This window comes from Streptomyces sp. NPDC030143 (genome assembly GCF_055573695.1).
On the sequence record NZ_JBVIAY010000010.1, the window covers coordinates 211,388 to 224,666 of the forward strand.

Annotated in this window: 14 protein-coding genes and 1 pseudogene; 8 read left to right on the top strand and 7 right to left on the bottom strand. The window is 71.5% G+C overall.

Going from position 1 to position 13,279, the window contains the following annotated elements:
• Positions 1–237 precede the first annotated feature (237 nt).
• Positions 238–1,143 (top strand): annotated as a pseudogene (locus ACZ4YY_RS19665) (YihY/virulence factor BrkB family protein); the annotation flags it as partial.
• Between the two features lie 363 nt (positions 1,144–1,506).
• On the opposite strand, the gene ACZ4YY_RS19670 reads toward ACZ4YY_RS19665, so the two are convergent.
• Positions 1,507–2,904, bottom strand: a complete 1,398-nt coding sequence (locus tag ACZ4YY_RS19670) for a D-alanyl-D-alanine carboxypeptidase family protein (RefSeq protein WP_468291398.1) — start codon at positions 2,902–2,904, stop codon at positions 1,507–1,509.
• 91 nt (positions 2,905–2,995) lie between these two features.
• On the opposite strand from ACZ4YY_RS19670, the gene ACZ4YY_RS19675 reads away from it, so the two are divergent.
• From ACZ4YY_RS19675 to ACZ4YY_RS19690, 4 genes are all read left to right on the top strand, one after another.
• Positions 2,996–3,235, top strand: a complete 240-nt coding sequence (locus ACZ4YY_RS19675) for an SCO4848 family membrane protein (protein ID WP_468291401.1) — start codon at positions 2,996–2,998, stop codon at positions 3,233–3,235.
• A gap of 37 nt (positions 3,236–3,272) precedes the next feature.
• Complete coding sequence (locus ACZ4YY_RS19680; protein WP_468291404.1) at positions 3,273–4,592, top strand: metallophosphoesterase; 1,320 nt, start codon at positions 3,273–3,275, stop codon at positions 4,590–4,592.
• A 215-nt stretch (positions 4,593–4,807) separates the two neighbouring features.
• The gene (locus ACZ4YY_RS19685) at positions 4,808–6,346 is read left to right on the top strand and encodes an ABC transporter substrate-binding protein (RefSeq protein WP_468291406.1); all 1,539 of its coding nucleotides are present in this window, start codon (positions 4,808–4,810) and stop codon (positions 6,344–6,346) included.
• An 88-nt stretch (positions 6,347–6,434) separates the two neighbouring features.
• Positions 6,435–6,842, top strand: coding sequence for an ATP-binding protein (locus ACZ4YY_RS19690; RefSeq protein WP_468291408.1), 408 nt, complete (start codon positions 6,435–6,437; stop codon positions 6,840–6,842).
• Between the two features lie 44 nt (positions 6,843–6,886).
• Here ACZ4YY_RS19690 and ACZ4YY_RS19695 read toward each other — a convergent pair whose 3' ends face one another.
• The 4 genes from ACZ4YY_RS19695 to ACZ4YY_RS19710 all read right to left on the bottom strand — a co-directional run bounded on the left by ACZ4YY_RS19695 (position 6,887) and on the right by ACZ4YY_RS19710 (position 9,082).
• Positions 6,887–7,669, bottom strand: a complete 783-nt coding sequence (locus tag ACZ4YY_RS19695) for a TetR/AcrR family transcriptional regulator (RefSeq protein WP_468291411.1) — start codon at positions 7,667–7,669, stop codon at positions 6,887–6,889.
• Positions 7,670–7,680: 11 nt separating this feature from the next.
• Positions 7,681–8,181, bottom strand: coding sequence for a thiol-disulfide oxidoreductase DCC family protein (locus ACZ4YY_RS19700; RefSeq protein ID WP_468291413.1), 501 nt, complete (start codon positions 8,179–8,181; stop codon positions 7,681–7,683).
• Positions 8,178–8,585 (bottom strand): hypothetical protein, encoded by a 408-nt coding sequence (locus ACZ4YY_RS19705; protein WP_468291416.1) that lies wholly within the window; start codon positions 8,583–8,585, stop codon positions 8,178–8,180. Before ACZ4YY_RS19705 ends, ACZ4YY_RS19700 begins: the two co-directional genes overlap by 4 nt.
• 89 nt (positions 8,586–8,674) lie before the next feature.
• The gene (locus ACZ4YY_RS19710) at positions 8,675–9,082 is read right to left on the bottom strand and encodes a VOC family protein (protein ID WP_468291419.1); all 408 of its coding nucleotides are present in this window, start codon (positions 9,080–9,082) and stop codon (positions 8,675–8,677) included.
• A 231-nt stretch (positions 9,083–9,313) separates the two neighbouring features.
• Between ACZ4YY_RS19710 and ACZ4YY_RS19715 the strand changes: the two genes are divergently transcribed.
• From ACZ4YY_RS19715 to ACZ4YY_RS19725, 3 genes are all read left to right on the top strand, one after another.
• Complete coding sequence (locus ACZ4YY_RS19715; protein WP_468291422.1) at positions 9,314–9,772, top strand: TM2 domain-containing protein; 459 nt, start codon at positions 9,314–9,316, stop codon at positions 9,770–9,772.
• Entirely contained in the window at positions 9,765–10,181 is a 417-nt protein-coding gene (locus ACZ4YY_RS19720; protein WP_468291425.1) for a DUF2752 domain-containing protein, read from the top strand. The genes ACZ4YY_RS19715 and ACZ4YY_RS19720 overlap by 8 nt, the downstream gene beginning before the upstream one ends.
• 221 nt (positions 10,182–10,402) lie before the next feature.
• On the top strand, positions 10,403–10,666 hold the full coding sequence (locus tag ACZ4YY_RS19725) for a TM2 domain-containing protein (RefSeq protein WP_365461733.1): 264 nt from the start codon (positions 10,403–10,405) through the stop codon (positions 10,664–10,666).
• Between the two features lie 94 nt (positions 10,667–10,760).
• On the opposite strand, the gene ACZ4YY_RS19730 is transcribed toward ACZ4YY_RS19725, so the two are convergent.
• Both ACZ4YY_RS19730 and sdhA read right to left on the bottom strand, forming a co-directional pair.
• A complete protein-coding gene (locus ACZ4YY_RS19730) occupies positions 10,761–11,522 on the bottom strand; it encodes a succinate dehydrogenase iron-sulfur subunit (protein WP_385064013.1) in 762 nt (253 codons plus the stop codon).
• Complete coding sequence (gene sdhA / locus ACZ4YY_RS19735; RefSeq protein WP_468291428.1) at positions 11,522–13,276, bottom strand: succinate dehydrogenase flavoprotein subunit; 1,755 nt, start codon at positions 13,274–13,276, stop codon at positions 11,522–11,524. The genes ACZ4YY_RS19730 and sdhA overlap by 1 nt, the downstream gene beginning before the upstream one ends.
• Positions 13,277–13,279: the final 3 nt, after the last annotated feature.

A 13,279-nucleotide genomic window follows, 5' to 3' on the forward strand; every position in this document is an offset into this window, starting at 1 on the left:
CGACCATGACGTGGGCGCCCCTGCCGTGCAGCGCGTCGCCCGGTCCCGGGCGAAGACGCCGAGGTCCGCCCTGCCGGAGCCGCAGAGGAAGCCGGCGCGGGCGGCCCCCGGCGACCGAGGACGGCACGACCGTCCGGAAGGGCGCCACGACGCCGCCTTTCCGGGGTAGACGCACCGGGTGGACGCAGCTCGGCAGCCTTCGGCGTCCCGCCGCCGGGAGAAGGGCAGAGTCGGATCATGGACTGGCTGAAGAAGCTCCCCGGGATCGGGCCGTACATGACCCGCGTGATGGCCACGCACGCGTGGCGGTCGTTCGAGCGGCTGGACCGGGTGAAGTGGACGCGGCTCGCCGCCGCGATGACGTTCACCAGCTTCGTCGCGCTGTTCCCGCTGCTCACCGTGGCCGCCACGATCGTCGCCGCCACCCTCGGCACCGACCAGCAGAAGGACCTCCAGGACCGGCTCGCCGAGCAGGTGCCCGGCATCTCCGACCAGCTGGACGTCGCCGGCCTGGTGCAGAACGCGGGCACCGTCGGTCTCATCGCCGGCGCCGCCCTGCTGTTCACCGGCATCAGCTGGGCCGGCTCGATGCGGGAGTGCCTGCGCGCGGTGTGGGAGCTGCCCGAGGAGGAGGAGAACCCGGTCCTGAGCTACGCCAAGGACCTGGGGATCCTCCTCGGCCTCGGCGGCGCCGTCCTCGTCACCCTCGCCACCTCCGCCGTCGCCTCCGCGCTGGTCGGCTGGATCACCCGGCAGCTCGGCATCGACGAGGGCGGCTGGGGCGGGGTCCTGCTGCAGATCGCCGCGTTCCTCGTCGCCGTCCTCGCCGACTTCCTCCTGCTGCTGTACGTCCTGACGCTGCTGCCCGGCGTGGAGCCCGGGCGCCGCCGCCTGGCCGTGGCCGCGCTGACCGGCGCGGTGGGCTTCGAACTGCTCAAGCTGCTGCTGAGCGGCTACCTCCAGGGTGTCGCAGCGAAGAGCATGTACGGCGCGTTCGGCGTCCCCATCGCCCTGCTGCTGTGGATCAACTTCACCGCAAAACTGGTCCTGTTCTGCGCGGCGTGGACGGCCACCCGGAGCAAGGACGTCGAACTCGCGGAGGATCAGGCGGAGAACCCGGACGACAAGCCGGACGGGGCCCCGCACCGGGGCCCGCACCCAGGCCGGCCCGAGGGCCGGCACGAAGGCCCGCACCAGGGCCGGGACGAGGACCCGGGCGGGGGCCGGCGCGAAGGCCCGGGCGGGGGCCCGGAGGAGGGTCGGGAGGAGAGCCCGGAGAGGAGCCCGGAGAGGAGCCCGGGCCGGGACCCGGAAGAGGGTCGGGGGAAGAGCCCGGGCGGGGGCCCGGGAGCACCCGGCCGGGAACGAGCGCGAAACCCCGGTCCGGCACCCGCATGAGGCCCGGGCCGGAGTCCGGACGAGACCTGGGCCCGACGCCCGGGAGCCAGGTGCCACGTGAGCCCACGGGGGCGAGCCCGGTTCCGTCCGCAGCCCGTGGGCGGGGTGTCACCGGCGGCGGCGCACCAGGTCCGGCAGGGGCCAGCGGCGGTTGACGAGGAAGGCCGCGCCCGCGAGGAGCACCAGCACACCGCCGGTGATCGCCATGGCGATGCCGACGCCCCCGGCGCCGCCCTCGGCGACCGCGCCCGCCACCGGCTTCTCGGAGACGTTCCCGAGGCCGCCGGCCTCCCCGGATCCCTCGGAGCCGTGCTCGGCGTCCGGCTGCGCGCTGGCCTGCACGGCGCTCTTCGGCGGGACCAGCTCGCCGACCGGCGTCACCTTGCCGGCCGCCGCGAAACCCCAGTCGAACAGCGCGGCGGTCTCCTTGTAGACCTCGTTGTGGTCGCTCTTCTCCGGGTTCATGACCGTGACGAGGAGGACCTTGCCGTTGCGCTCGGCGACGCCCGTGAAGGTGGCGCCGGCGTTGGTGGTGTTGCCGTTCTTGACGCCCGCGATGCCCGGGTACTGGGAGATGTCGTAGTCGCCGCGCAGCAGCCGGTTGGTGTTCTGGATCTCGTAAGTCCCCCTGGTCGTCTTGCCCTTCTTGTCCTTCTTCGTCTCGCCGGGGAACGCGGCCCGCACGGTCGAGCAGTACTCGCGGAAGTCCTTCTTCTGGAGCCCGGAGCGCGCGATCAGCGTCAGGTCGTACGCCGACGACACCTGGCCCGGGGCGTCGTAGCCGTCGGGGGAGACCACCTGGGTGTCGAGGGCCTGGAGCTCCTCGGCGTGCGCGTTCATCTCCTTGACCGTGTTGAGGATGCCGCCGTTCATCGACGACAGCACGTGCACGGCGTCGTTGCCGGACATCAGGAACACGCCCATCCACAGGTCGTGGACCGTGTAGGTCTCGCCCTCCTTTATCCCGACGAGGCTGGAGCCGGACCCGACGCCCTCCAGGTCCTTCGGCTCGACCTTGTGCTGCGTGGTCCTCGGGAACCGGGGCAGGAGGGTGTCGGCGAAGAGCATCTTCAGGGTGCTCGCGGGAGGCAGCCGCCAGTGCGCGTTGTGGGCGGCGAGCACATCGCCGGACTCGGCGTCGGCGACGATCCACGACCGCGCGGTGACGTCCTTGGGCAGCACCGGCGCCCCGCCCGTCAGCTGGACCTGCGTCCCGGCCCGACCGAGCCGGACACCGCCCACGGACGACATGTCCGCCGGGGGAGTGGCCGACGGACGGCTGGACGCCGAGGCACCGGCCGAGGGGGAGGCGGAGACCGAGGGGGAGGCGGAGACCGAGGGCGAGGCGGGCGCCGACGGCGAGGCGGGCGCCGACGGCGAGGCGGGCGCCGACGGCGACGGGCCCGGCGCGGCCGGGGACACGGGCGCGGTCAGCGCGAGGGACGCGAGGGTCGCGGAGGTGACCAGCAGGGTTCGCCTGGCGGTCTGCTTCAAGGGTGCGGGCACGACGGAGAACGTACCCGGCGCCCGGCGGGACGTCCCGCTCCCCTCCCCACCCCCGTCACGGAACCGGACACGAGACGGCGATACTGAACGCATGAAGCTCAGCCGCCCGGTCTCCTGGTTCCTGCTCGCCTTCGGGGTGTGGAGCTGGGTCATCTGGGTCACTTTCGTCAAGAACCTGATCAAGGACAGCAGTGGACTCGCCTTCGACGACGGCGACCCCACGGCGTACTTCTGGGTGCACCTGACGCTGGCCGTCGTCTCCTTCGTATTGGGGACGGTCGTCGGGGTCATCGGGTTGCGCGGACTGCGCGCCCTGCGCCGAACGTCATAGCCGTACGCCGAAACCCACAGCAGGGATCAAGGACACCGTGGCCATACTCTTCGTGCTGCTCGCCCTGGCCGTCCTGGTGACGGCCAACTGGTACCTGTGGCGCCGCCTGTTCCGCGACACCACCCGGGCCCCCGGGTGGGCCCGCCGCGGCGGCGCGGTCCTGATCGCGGGCGGCTGGGCCCTGGCCGTCGGCGCGCTGGTCGCCGAGCGCACGGGCGCCCCCTTCTGGCTCCAGCGCGTCCTGGCCTGGCCGGGGTTCCTGTGGCTGGCCCTGTCGATCTACCTGCTGCTCGCGGTGCTCGCGGGCGAGGCGGTACGGCCGCTGCTGCGGCGTCTCCTGGAGCGACGGGACGGCGCCCGGAAACCGGTGGCCCGCTCGGCGCCGGCTACCGCGACCCGGCCGGCGTCGGCCCCGGAGCCCGAACGCGTACCGGCGGGCGCGACGCCCGAAGGGCCCGCGACCCCCTCTTCCGCGCCCCCGTCGGACGAGGGCCCCGAAGGGCCGGAAAACGCCCCCTCGCCGGACCCCGCCCCCTCCCGTCGTCTGTTCGTCTCCCGCGTCATCGGCGGCGCGGCGGCCGCGGCGGCCGTCGGGACGGTCGGACACGGCACGTACGGGGTGCTGAGCGGACCGAGGGTGAAGCGGGTCACGGTCCCGCTGGCCAAGCTGCCGCGCGCGGCGCACGGGTACCGGATCGCCGTCGTCAGCGACATCCACCTGGGCCCGGTCCTCGGCCGGGGCTTCGCCCAGAAGGTCGTCGACACGATCAACGCGACCCAGCCCGATCTGATCGCCGTCGTCGGTGACCTGGTCGACGGCAGTGTGAAGGACCTCGGCCCGGCGGCGGCCCCGCTCGCCCGGCTGAGAGCGCGGCACGGCAGCTTCTTCGTCACCGGCAACCACGAGTACTTCTCCGGCGCCGAGCAGTGGGTGCGGGAGGTGCGCCGGCTCGGCCTGCGCCCCCTGGAGAACGCCCGCACGGAACTGCCCTGGTTCGACCTGGCGGGCGTCAACGACGTCGCGGGTGAGGCCGAGGGCCAGGGGCCAGACTTCACCAGGGCGCTCGGCGACCGCGACAGGGCACGCGCGTGCGTGCTCCTCGCCCACCAGCCGGTCCAGATCCACGAGGCCGTCGACCACGGCGTCGACCTCCAGCTCTCCGGCCACACCCACGGCGGCCAGCTCTGGCCCGGCAACCTCTTCGCCGCCGCCGCGAACCCCACCCTGGCCGGCCTGGAGCGCTACGGCGACACCCAGCTGTACGTCACGCGCGGCGCGGGCGCCTGGGGCCCGCCCACGCGCGTGGGCGCCCCGTCGGACATCACGGTCGTCGAACTCGCCTCGCGGCAAACCTGACAGGCCCGCCGCGAGGGCGAAACACCAAGCTGGGGAGGGGCTGCGAAACCGGGCGGAATCAACCGCTCGGTAAGTACTTTCTCATCTCGCCAGATTCCTCTTCCCCCGGCTGAAACACGTGTGATTAGGTGAGCCCCGCCGCCAAGGGGAGCGGCACGTGAAGCGCTGGGCCACGGGCCCGGGGAGGGCAGGGCACCACCATGCGATCTGGTCGCATGCGCGTACTCGTGACACTGCTGGTTCTGGCGGTCGTCGGGGTCGGCGGCTGGCAGTTGCTGCCGTCGCAGCAGAACGCGGGCAAGGCCGTCAGGGTCGGCACGACGGACACCGTCACCTCGCTCGACCCGGCCGGCGCCTACGACGCCGGGTCCTGGGCGCTGTTCAGCAACGTCTTCCAGTCGCTGCTGACGTACGAGCCCGGCGGCGCGGCCCCCGTGCCGGACGCGGCCAAGAGTTGTTCCTTCGCGGCCGGCGGGCTGACGACGTACACCTGCGAGCTGCGCGACGACCTGCGCTTCCCCAGTGGTCGCAAGGTGACCGCGCAGGACGTGAAGTACTCCTTCGACCGGGTCAGGAAGATCGATTCCGACGTCGGTCCGGCGTCCCTGCTGTCCACCCTGAAGTCGGTGGACGCCGAGGGCGGCACGGTCACCTTCCACCTGTCGTCGCCCGACGCCACCTTCCCGTTCAAGGTGGCCACCGGCGCCGGCTCGATCGTGGACCGCGAGCGCTACCCGGCGGACGCCCTGCGCAAGGGCGACAAGGTCGACGGCACCGGACCGTACGAACTCACCGGGTACAGCAAGGGCAGGTCGGTCGAGCTGACGCCCAACTCCCGTTACCGGGGCGCGGTGGACACCGGACCGCCCGTGGAACTGCGCTACTACCCCGATCCGGACGGCCTGGAGAAGGCGTGGAAGGCCAAGGAGGTCGACGTCGCCACGCGCCAGCTGTCGCCGCAGGTCCTCTCGGCGCTGAACCCCAGCGACCCCGACCAGCGCGTCACCGTGGCCGACAGCTCCGAGACCCGCAACCTGTACCTCGACACCCGCTCCGGCTCGCCGCTGCACCAGGTGGACGTCCGCAGGGCGATGGCCTGGCTGATCGACCGCGAGGAGCTCGCCGACACCGTGTACGACGGCACCGTCGACCCGCTGTACTCGCTGGTCCCGACCGGCATCACGGGCCACACCGCGTCGTTCTTCGACTCCTACCCGGAGCGCAGCACGCAGAAGGCACGCGAGCTGCTCACCGAGGCAGGTGTCAGCATCCCGGTCAGCTTCACCTACGGCTACGGCCTGGGCAGCGGTGCCGCGGCCGCCGAGGCGCAGGAACTCAAGCGGCAGCTGGAGGCGAGCGGCCTGTTCAAGGTGACGGTCCAGGGCTACGAGTGGACCGACTTCCAGAAGCGGTGGGCGAGCGGCAAGCTCGACGCGTACGCCGTCGGCTGGGTCGCCGACTATCCCGATCCGGACACCTTCGCCGCCCCGCTCGTCGGCACCGGCTCCACCATGAACACCGGCTACAGCAGCAAGGCCGTCGACCGGTACATCAGGGACAGCCGCCAGTACGCCGACCGCAGCCGCACCGCCGGGGACTTCCGCGACGTGCAGGAGGCCGTCGCCGAGGACGTGCCGGTCATCCCGCTGTGGCAGCGCAAGGAGTACGTCGTCTCCAGCGCGGACGTCGGCGGCGGCCAGTACCTCGCGGACGGCGACGGCGTGTTCCGGCTGTGGAAACTGAACTGGATCTGACTCCGCCCGGGCATGCCGCCGGGCGCCACCGGGCAGTCACCCGACGGGGCGCCATGTGGCGAAGGTGTGCACGGAGTGAGGAGTGGACGTGGTGAGACGCGACTCCTTCCGGCTGCCCCGGCACCCCGCCTCCGTCGGCCTGGCCCGGCACCGGGTGCGGGACCATCTGGCCGACTGGGGGCACGCCCCGCACGGCCCGGCGCTCGAGGACGCGGTCCTGCTCGTTTCCGAGCTCGCCACCAACGTCGTACGGCACGGGCCGCTGCTCGAGCGGGAGTTCGAGGTCGCCGTCACCGCCCTCGCCGACGGCTCCTGCCTCGTCGAGGTGTCCGACGAGGGCCGGGCCGAACCCCGGCCGCTGACGGTCGGCGACGAGGCGGAACACGGCCGGGGCCTGCACCTCGTGGAGCACGTCGCCGACGCGTGGGGCGTGTGGAGCAGGGGCCCGCACGGCAAGACGGTGTGGGCCCTGGTGGCCTCCGGCCCCGGGCGCTGACCGCCCGCCGGAACACCGCTCGGAGCGCCCCCCCGAGGCGCCGTTCAGCCCGGGGCGCTCACTCCCCGCGCCCCCTTGCCCTTCGGGTCGGGAAGGGCCCGTGTCATCCCGGGCAGGAAGTCCGTGAACAGCTCGTGCACCTCGGTGACCAGCGGGCGCAGGACGCGGAAGCGGGCCAGGGCCACGCCGCGGGCGGTGAGACGGGCGCCCCGCGCCGCGAGGCGGTAGCTGCGTTCGCGGCCCTCGGTGCGGTCGAAGATCCAGTACAGGACGAGGCCCATCTGCGAGAGCCACATCAGCTCGGGCAGCACCTCCCGCAGCTCCTGCGGCACCTTCGCCCTGGAGCCCGCGAGGACCTCCCGGTGGACGCCGATCGCCTCCTCGCGCGCGTGCTCCGACTCCGGGGAGAAGGGGCTGAGCGGGCTGTCCGGGTCGGCGGCGTTCTTGAAGAACTGCACCGCGAACTCGTGGTACGGCGCGGCCACGTCCAGCCACACCCGCAGCACGCCCGACAGCCGCTCCTCCAGCCCCGTCTCCCGCTCCAGCACCTCCCGTACGGCGGCCCGGTGTTCGGCGGCGAGACGGTCGTAGAAGCCCTGGATCAGGTGCTCCTTGCCGGCGAAGTAGTAGTACGCGTTGCCGACGGAGACACCGGCCTCCCGGGCGATGGCCCGCATGGTCGTCTTGTCGTAGCCCCGTTCCTGGAACAGCCGCATCGCCGTCTGGAGGATCAGCGCGCGGGTCTGCTCGGACTTGGACGGCGTGGCCGCCTCGGAGGACTCGGTCGGGGGAGCGGCCTCGTCGGGGCCTTCGGTGTTCGCGGGCACGGAAAGAGAGCCTAACCAGTGGCGCAGGTGCCGTCCGCACAGCCCGGGGGCGTGGTGTGCGTCCAGCCGTGGCGCGGGTCGTAGGACCAGCCGTCGGCCCGGCGGTGGCCGTCGCCGCCCCACCGGTTCTCCCGCCACTTCGCGGCGGCCAGCACCGCGCCCCGCGCCAGCCTCGACCCGGCGGGCGTGCTCAGCCGGTGGGCGAGCGGCCGGTGCTCGCGCAGCGCCCACAGGGTGACGATCCACGCCGCGGGTCCCCGGTAGACCTGGCCGGCGTCGCCGACGACGGTGATCTCGTCGAGGGTGGCGGCGTGGTCCAGGCCGGGGAAGCGGCGGCGGGCCTCCTGGGACGCGGCCGGGACGAGCTCCAGCGGCACCAGGTGCCGCTGCCGGACCAGCCAGTCGCGCAGGAAGGTGCACAGGCCGCACCGGGCGTCGTACAGGACGGTGAGCCGGCGGACCGGGACGCGCGCGGCGCCCCGGTCGTCGGTGGCGGCGGCCACGGTGCTCACGCCCCGGCCGCCGGAGCGGCCCACTGCTGCGGAGCGACCGGCGGCACCTGCTCGCGCTCCATCACCCCGCGCCGCCGGATCCGGTTGAGCACGTAGACGTTGCCCAGGTGCATCACGCCGAGCACCAGCAGCACCACGCCGAGCTTGGCCGACAGCAGTTCGAAGATGCCGCGGGTCTCGGAGATGTCCCCGCTGGCGGACAGGAACAGGGCGACGAAGCCCAGGTTGACCAGGTAGAAGCCGACCACCAGGAGGTGGTTGACGGCGTCGGCGAGCTTCTCGTTGCCGTGCAGCACGTCGGACAGGAAGAGCCTGCCGTTGCGGCTGAGGGTCCGGCCCACCCAGACGGTCAACGCGATGCTGACGACCAGGTAGATGACGTAGGCGATAACGGTGCGGTCCATGCCCCACCCCTTCTTGAACGCGTTCAAAAACGCTGACAGGGTCGACTGTAGACCTGTTTTTGAACGCGTTCAAGCGAGATGGCCCCCGTCTACCTCCGGCCCAGCTCGGGCCGCTTCGAGTAGTCGGTGAACCCGAGGACGTTGCCCCAGGGGTCGGCGAACTCGACCGCCCATCCGGTGGCCACGGAGAAGGGCTCGTCGAGGGGTGCGACACCACCCTCCCTCAACGTCCGCGCCGCCAGGCGCGCGTCCGGCACCTCCAGCCACACGCGCGGGGAGTGCCACGGCGGGGGCCGGTGTCCGAGGGCGTCCTCGTATCGCAGCAGGATCCCGGGCGTCTCTCCGCCGACCTTCAGCAGCGCGATCCCGGCCTCGTCGAACCGGAACCCCACCGCGAAACCGGCCCGTTCGTAGAAGTCCAGGGCCTCCGCGAGGTCACCGACGGGCAGCAGGACGTTGTCGAACCCGAGCAGTTCGTACGACTGGTTGTCTGACATACCGTCAGAATACGTACAAGTCGGGCAGGAGCGGCTGATTGCCGGTGCCGCCTCGTGCGGCCGTCGCCCCCACAGAGCACGGCTCGCCCGCACCGGGCCCGCCCGGCCCCGTCCCGGCCGCGTCCGGGCACCGGGAGGCCCTGGCTTCACCGGTGACGGAATCTTCGTGCAAGATGACCTGAACCCACTTCAGTGTCCGATCCGCTCATATGGCAACGGGGAGAACTCACCTTGTCCGAACAGCCGCAGCACCCCCAGCAGCCGCCCCAGCCGGGTTACGGCTACCCCCAGTCCGGTGCGGGCCCCTACGCCGGCGGCCAGGCCGGCCCTTACGGCTACCCGCAGGGCCAGCAGCAGCCCGCCTACCCGCAGGGCCAGCAGCAGCCCGGTTACCCGCAGGCCGGCTACCCGCAGGGCGCCTACCCGGCCGCCGGCTACGACCCCAACGCCCCCTACGGCTACGACCCCTACGGGCGGCCGTACTCCGACAAGTCGAAGATCGTCGCCGGTATCCTCCAGCTCTTCCTGGGCACCTTCGGCGTCGGCCGCTTCTACATCGGCAACGTCGGCATGGGCCTCGCCCAGTTGTTCACCTGCGGTGGCCTCGGCATCTGGGCGCTGGTCGACGGCATCATCCTGCTCACGAGCAACGACAAGACCGACGGCCAGGGCCGGATCCTGCGTGGCTGAACCGGTGGGCGGGGGGCGTACGCCCTCCCCGCTGCGGCACCCGGCGGCGGCACCCCTGGCGGTGCTCGCCGCCGGCGCGACCGGCAGCGCCTACCTGTACGTCACCGACCCCCACGAGGGCGGCCACTGGCTGCCCCGGTGCCCCTTCCGGTTCGTCACCGGTCTGCTCTGCCCCGCCTGCGGCGGCACCCGCATGACCTACGACCTGCTGCACGGCCACTTCGCCCAGGCCTGGCTGGACAACCGCGCCCTGCTCCTCGCCTCCCCCTTCGCCCTCGCCCTGCTCGGGCGGTGGATGTGGGAGGGCCTGCACGGACGGCGCTGGCAGCCCCGGCTCGGCCGCGCCACCCAGTGCGTGATCCTCGCCCTCGCCGTGGCCTGGACGGTCGCCCGCAACGCCGTTTCCTAGGCGCGGGTTGAGCGGCACCGCACGGACGGCGGGATTCGCACCGCGATGTGGCGGGATTTGATCACAGTAAAGGAACGATCGTTCGAGATCACTCCCGTTCGCCCTGTTCGCCTCTCTAGGCTCACGCCCACGGGGGGCGGCCGATCAGTGGTCCGTGCGCTCTCCCGTGCCCGGAGCGCGTCCGCTCCGGCTGTCTCGAAGTCATCCCAGGAGCAGTTCACATGACCGTCCCCACCCCTGACGCCCCCTTCGGCTACGACCCCCAGGGCCGCCCGTACTCCGACAAGTCGAAGATCGTCGCGGGCATCCTCCAGCTCTTCCTCGGCACCCTCGGCATCGGCCGCTTCTACGTCGGCTCCGTCGGCGTGGGCGTCGCGCAGCTCCTCACCTGCGGTGGCCTCGGCTTCTGGGCGCTGATCGACGGCATCCTGTTCCTCACGAGCAACGACCGCACCGACAAGCAGGGCCGCGTCCTGCGCGGCTGAGAGCTCCGAACGGCTCGCACGAACCGCGCGCCCACGTCGAGGGCCCCGCTCCGAGCAGGAGCGGGGCCCTCGACGTGTCAGGGGTGACAGGGGATCAGAAGCGGCGCGTGATCAGCGCCCGCTTCACCTCCTGGATCGCCTTCGTGACCTCGATACCGCGCGGGCAGGCGTCCGTGCAGTTGAAGGTCGTGCGGCAGCGCCACACGCCGTCCTTGTCGTTCAGGATCTCCAGCCGCTGCTCGCCGGCCTCGTCACGCGAGTCGAAGATGAAGCGGTGCGCGTTGACGATCGCGGCCGGGCCGAAGTACTGGCCGTCGTTCCAGAACACCGGGCACGAGGACGTGCAGGCGGCGCACAGGATGCACTTCGTCGTGTCGTCGAAGCGCTCGCGGTCCTCGGCGGACTGCAGACGCTCGCGCGTCGGCTCGTTGGTGTCCTTCGTGATCAGGAAGGGCATCACGTCGCGGTACGCCTGGAAGAACGGCTCCATGTCGACGACCAGGTCCTTCAGGACCGTCAGGCCCTTGATGGGCTCGACCGTGATCGGCTTCTCGGGGTTGATGTCCTTGATCAGCGTCTTGCACGCGAGGCGGTTCTTGCCGTTGATCCGCATCGCGTCGGAGCCGCAGATGCCGTGGGCGCAGGAACGGCGGAAGGTCAGGGTGCCGTCGACGTCCCACTTGATCTTGTGCAGACCGTCGAGGACGCGCTCCTTGGGGTCGATCTCCAGCTGGAAGTCTTCCCAGGTCGCCTCCGCCGAGACCTCCGGGTTGAACCGGCGGACCCGGAAGGTGACGGTGATGTACGGAGAGGCCGCGGAATCCGCCTCGACCTTGTCCAGAACAGGGGTAGCCATCAGTACTTACGCTCCATCGGCTGGTAGCGGGTCTGGACGACCGGCTTGTAGTCGAGACGGACGGTCTCGCTGCCGTCGTCGCCGACCTCGCGGTACGCCATGGTGTGGCGCATGAAGTTGACGTCGTCGCGGTTGGGGTAGTCCTCGCGGTAGTGACCGCCGCGGGACTCCTTGCGCGCCAGGGCGGAGACGGCCATGACCTCGGCCAGGTCGAGCAGGTTGCCCAGCTCGATGGCCTCCAGCAGGTCGGTGTTGAACCGCTTGCCCTTGTCCTGGATCGCCACGTTCCGGTAGCGCTCGCGCAGCTCGGCGATCTTTTCGACGGCCGTCTTGATCGTCTGCTCGGTGCGGAACACCATGACGTTGGCGTCCATGGTCTCCTGCAGCTCGCGGCGCAGGGTCGACACCCGCTCGGTCCCCGTCGAGGTGCGCAGCCGCTCGATCTGCTCCTGCACCAGGGCCGCCGGGTCCTCCGGCAGCTCGACGAACTCCGCCTTCTGCGAGTACTCCGCCGCCGCGATGCCGGCCCGCTTGCCGAACACGTTGATGTCCAGCAGCGAGTTGGTGCCCAGACGGTTGGCGCCGTGCACGGACACACAGGCGACCTCACCGGCCGCGTACAGGCCCGGGACGACCGTGGTGTTGTCGGCGAGCACCTCACCCTCGACGTTCGTCGGGATGCCGCCCATGGCGTAGTGCGCGGTGGGCTGGATCGGGATCGGGTCCGTGTACGGCTCGATGCCCAGGTAGGTGCGGGCGAACTCGGTGATGTCCGGGAGCTTGGCGTCCAGCTGCTCCGGCGGCAGGTGCGTCAGGTCAAGGTAGACGTGGTCGCCCTCGGGACCGCAGCCGCGGCCCTCGCGGATCTCCGTGTAGATGGAGCGGGAGACGACGTCGCGCGAGGCGAGGTCCTTCATGACCGGCGCGTACTTCTCCATGAAGCGCTCGCCGTCCTTGTTGCGCAGGATGCCGCCCTCACCGCGGGCGCCCTCCGTCAGCAGGATGCCCATGCGCCAGATGCCGGTCGGGTGGAACTGGAAGAACTCCATGTCCTCCAGCGGCAGCCCGCGCCGGTACACGGCCGCCTGTCCGTCACCGGTCAGCGTGTGCGCGTTCGACGTCACCTTGAAGAACTTGCCGCAGCCGCCGGAGGCGTAGATCACGGCCTTCGCCTGGAAGACGTGGATCTCACCGGTGGCCAGCTCGTACGCCACGACGCCGGCCGACTTCTTGACGCCGTCGACCTCGGTGATCAGCTGGTCCAGGACGTAGAACTCGTTGAAGAACTCCACGCCCTCCTTGACGCAGTTCTGGTACAGCGTCTGGAGGATCATGTGGCCGGTGCGGTCGGCCGCGTAGCAGGAGCGGCGGACCGGGGCCTCGCCGTGGTTCCTGGAGTGCCCGCCGAAGCGGCGCTGGTCGATCGTGCCGTTCGGGGTGCGGTTGAACGGCAGGCCCATCTTCTCCAGGTCGAGGACCGAGTCGATGGCCTCCTTCGCCAAAATCTCGGCGGCGTCCTGGTCGACCAGGTAGTCACCGCCCTTGACCGTGTCGAAGGTGTGCCACTCCCAGTTGTCCTCCTCCACGTTGGCCAGCGCGGCGGCCATGCCGCCCTGCGCGGCGCCCGTGTGGGAGCGGGTGGGGTAGAGCTTCGTCAGGACGGCGGTGCGGCTGCGCTTGGTGGACTCGATGGCCGCGCGCATGCCCGCGCCACCGGCGCCGACGATGACGGTGTCGTACTTGTGGATCTTCATGAT

Coding starts and splice junctions, on each gene's coding strand:
- ACZ4YY_RS19725 (WP_365461733.1), top strand. CDS start 10,403: ATGACCGTCCCCACCCCTGACGCCCCCTTCGGCTACGACCCCCAGGGC.
- ACZ4YY_RS19675 (WP_468291401.1), top strand. CDS start 2,996: ATGAAGCTCAGCCGCCCGGTCTCCTGGTTCCTGCTCGCCTTCGGGGTG.
- sdhA (WP_468291428.1), bottom strand. CDS start 13,276: ATGAAGATCCACAAGTACGACACCGTCATCGTCGGCGCCGGTGGCGCG.
- ACZ4YY_RS19730 (WP_385064013.1), bottom strand. CDS start 11,522: ATGGCTACCCCTGTTCTGGACAAGGTCGAGGCGGATTCCGCGGCCTCT.
- ACZ4YY_RS19705 (WP_468291416.1), bottom strand. CDS start 8,585: ATGGACCGCACCGTTATCGCCTACGTCATCTACCTGGTCGTCAGCATC.
- ACZ4YY_RS19685 (WP_468291406.1), top strand. CDS start 4,808: ATGCGCGTACTCGTGACACTGCTGGTTCTGGCGGTCGTCGGGGTCGGC.
- ACZ4YY_RS19710 (WP_468291419.1), bottom strand. CDS start 9,082: ATGTCAGACAACCAGTCGTACGAACTGCTCGGGTTCGACAACGTCCTG.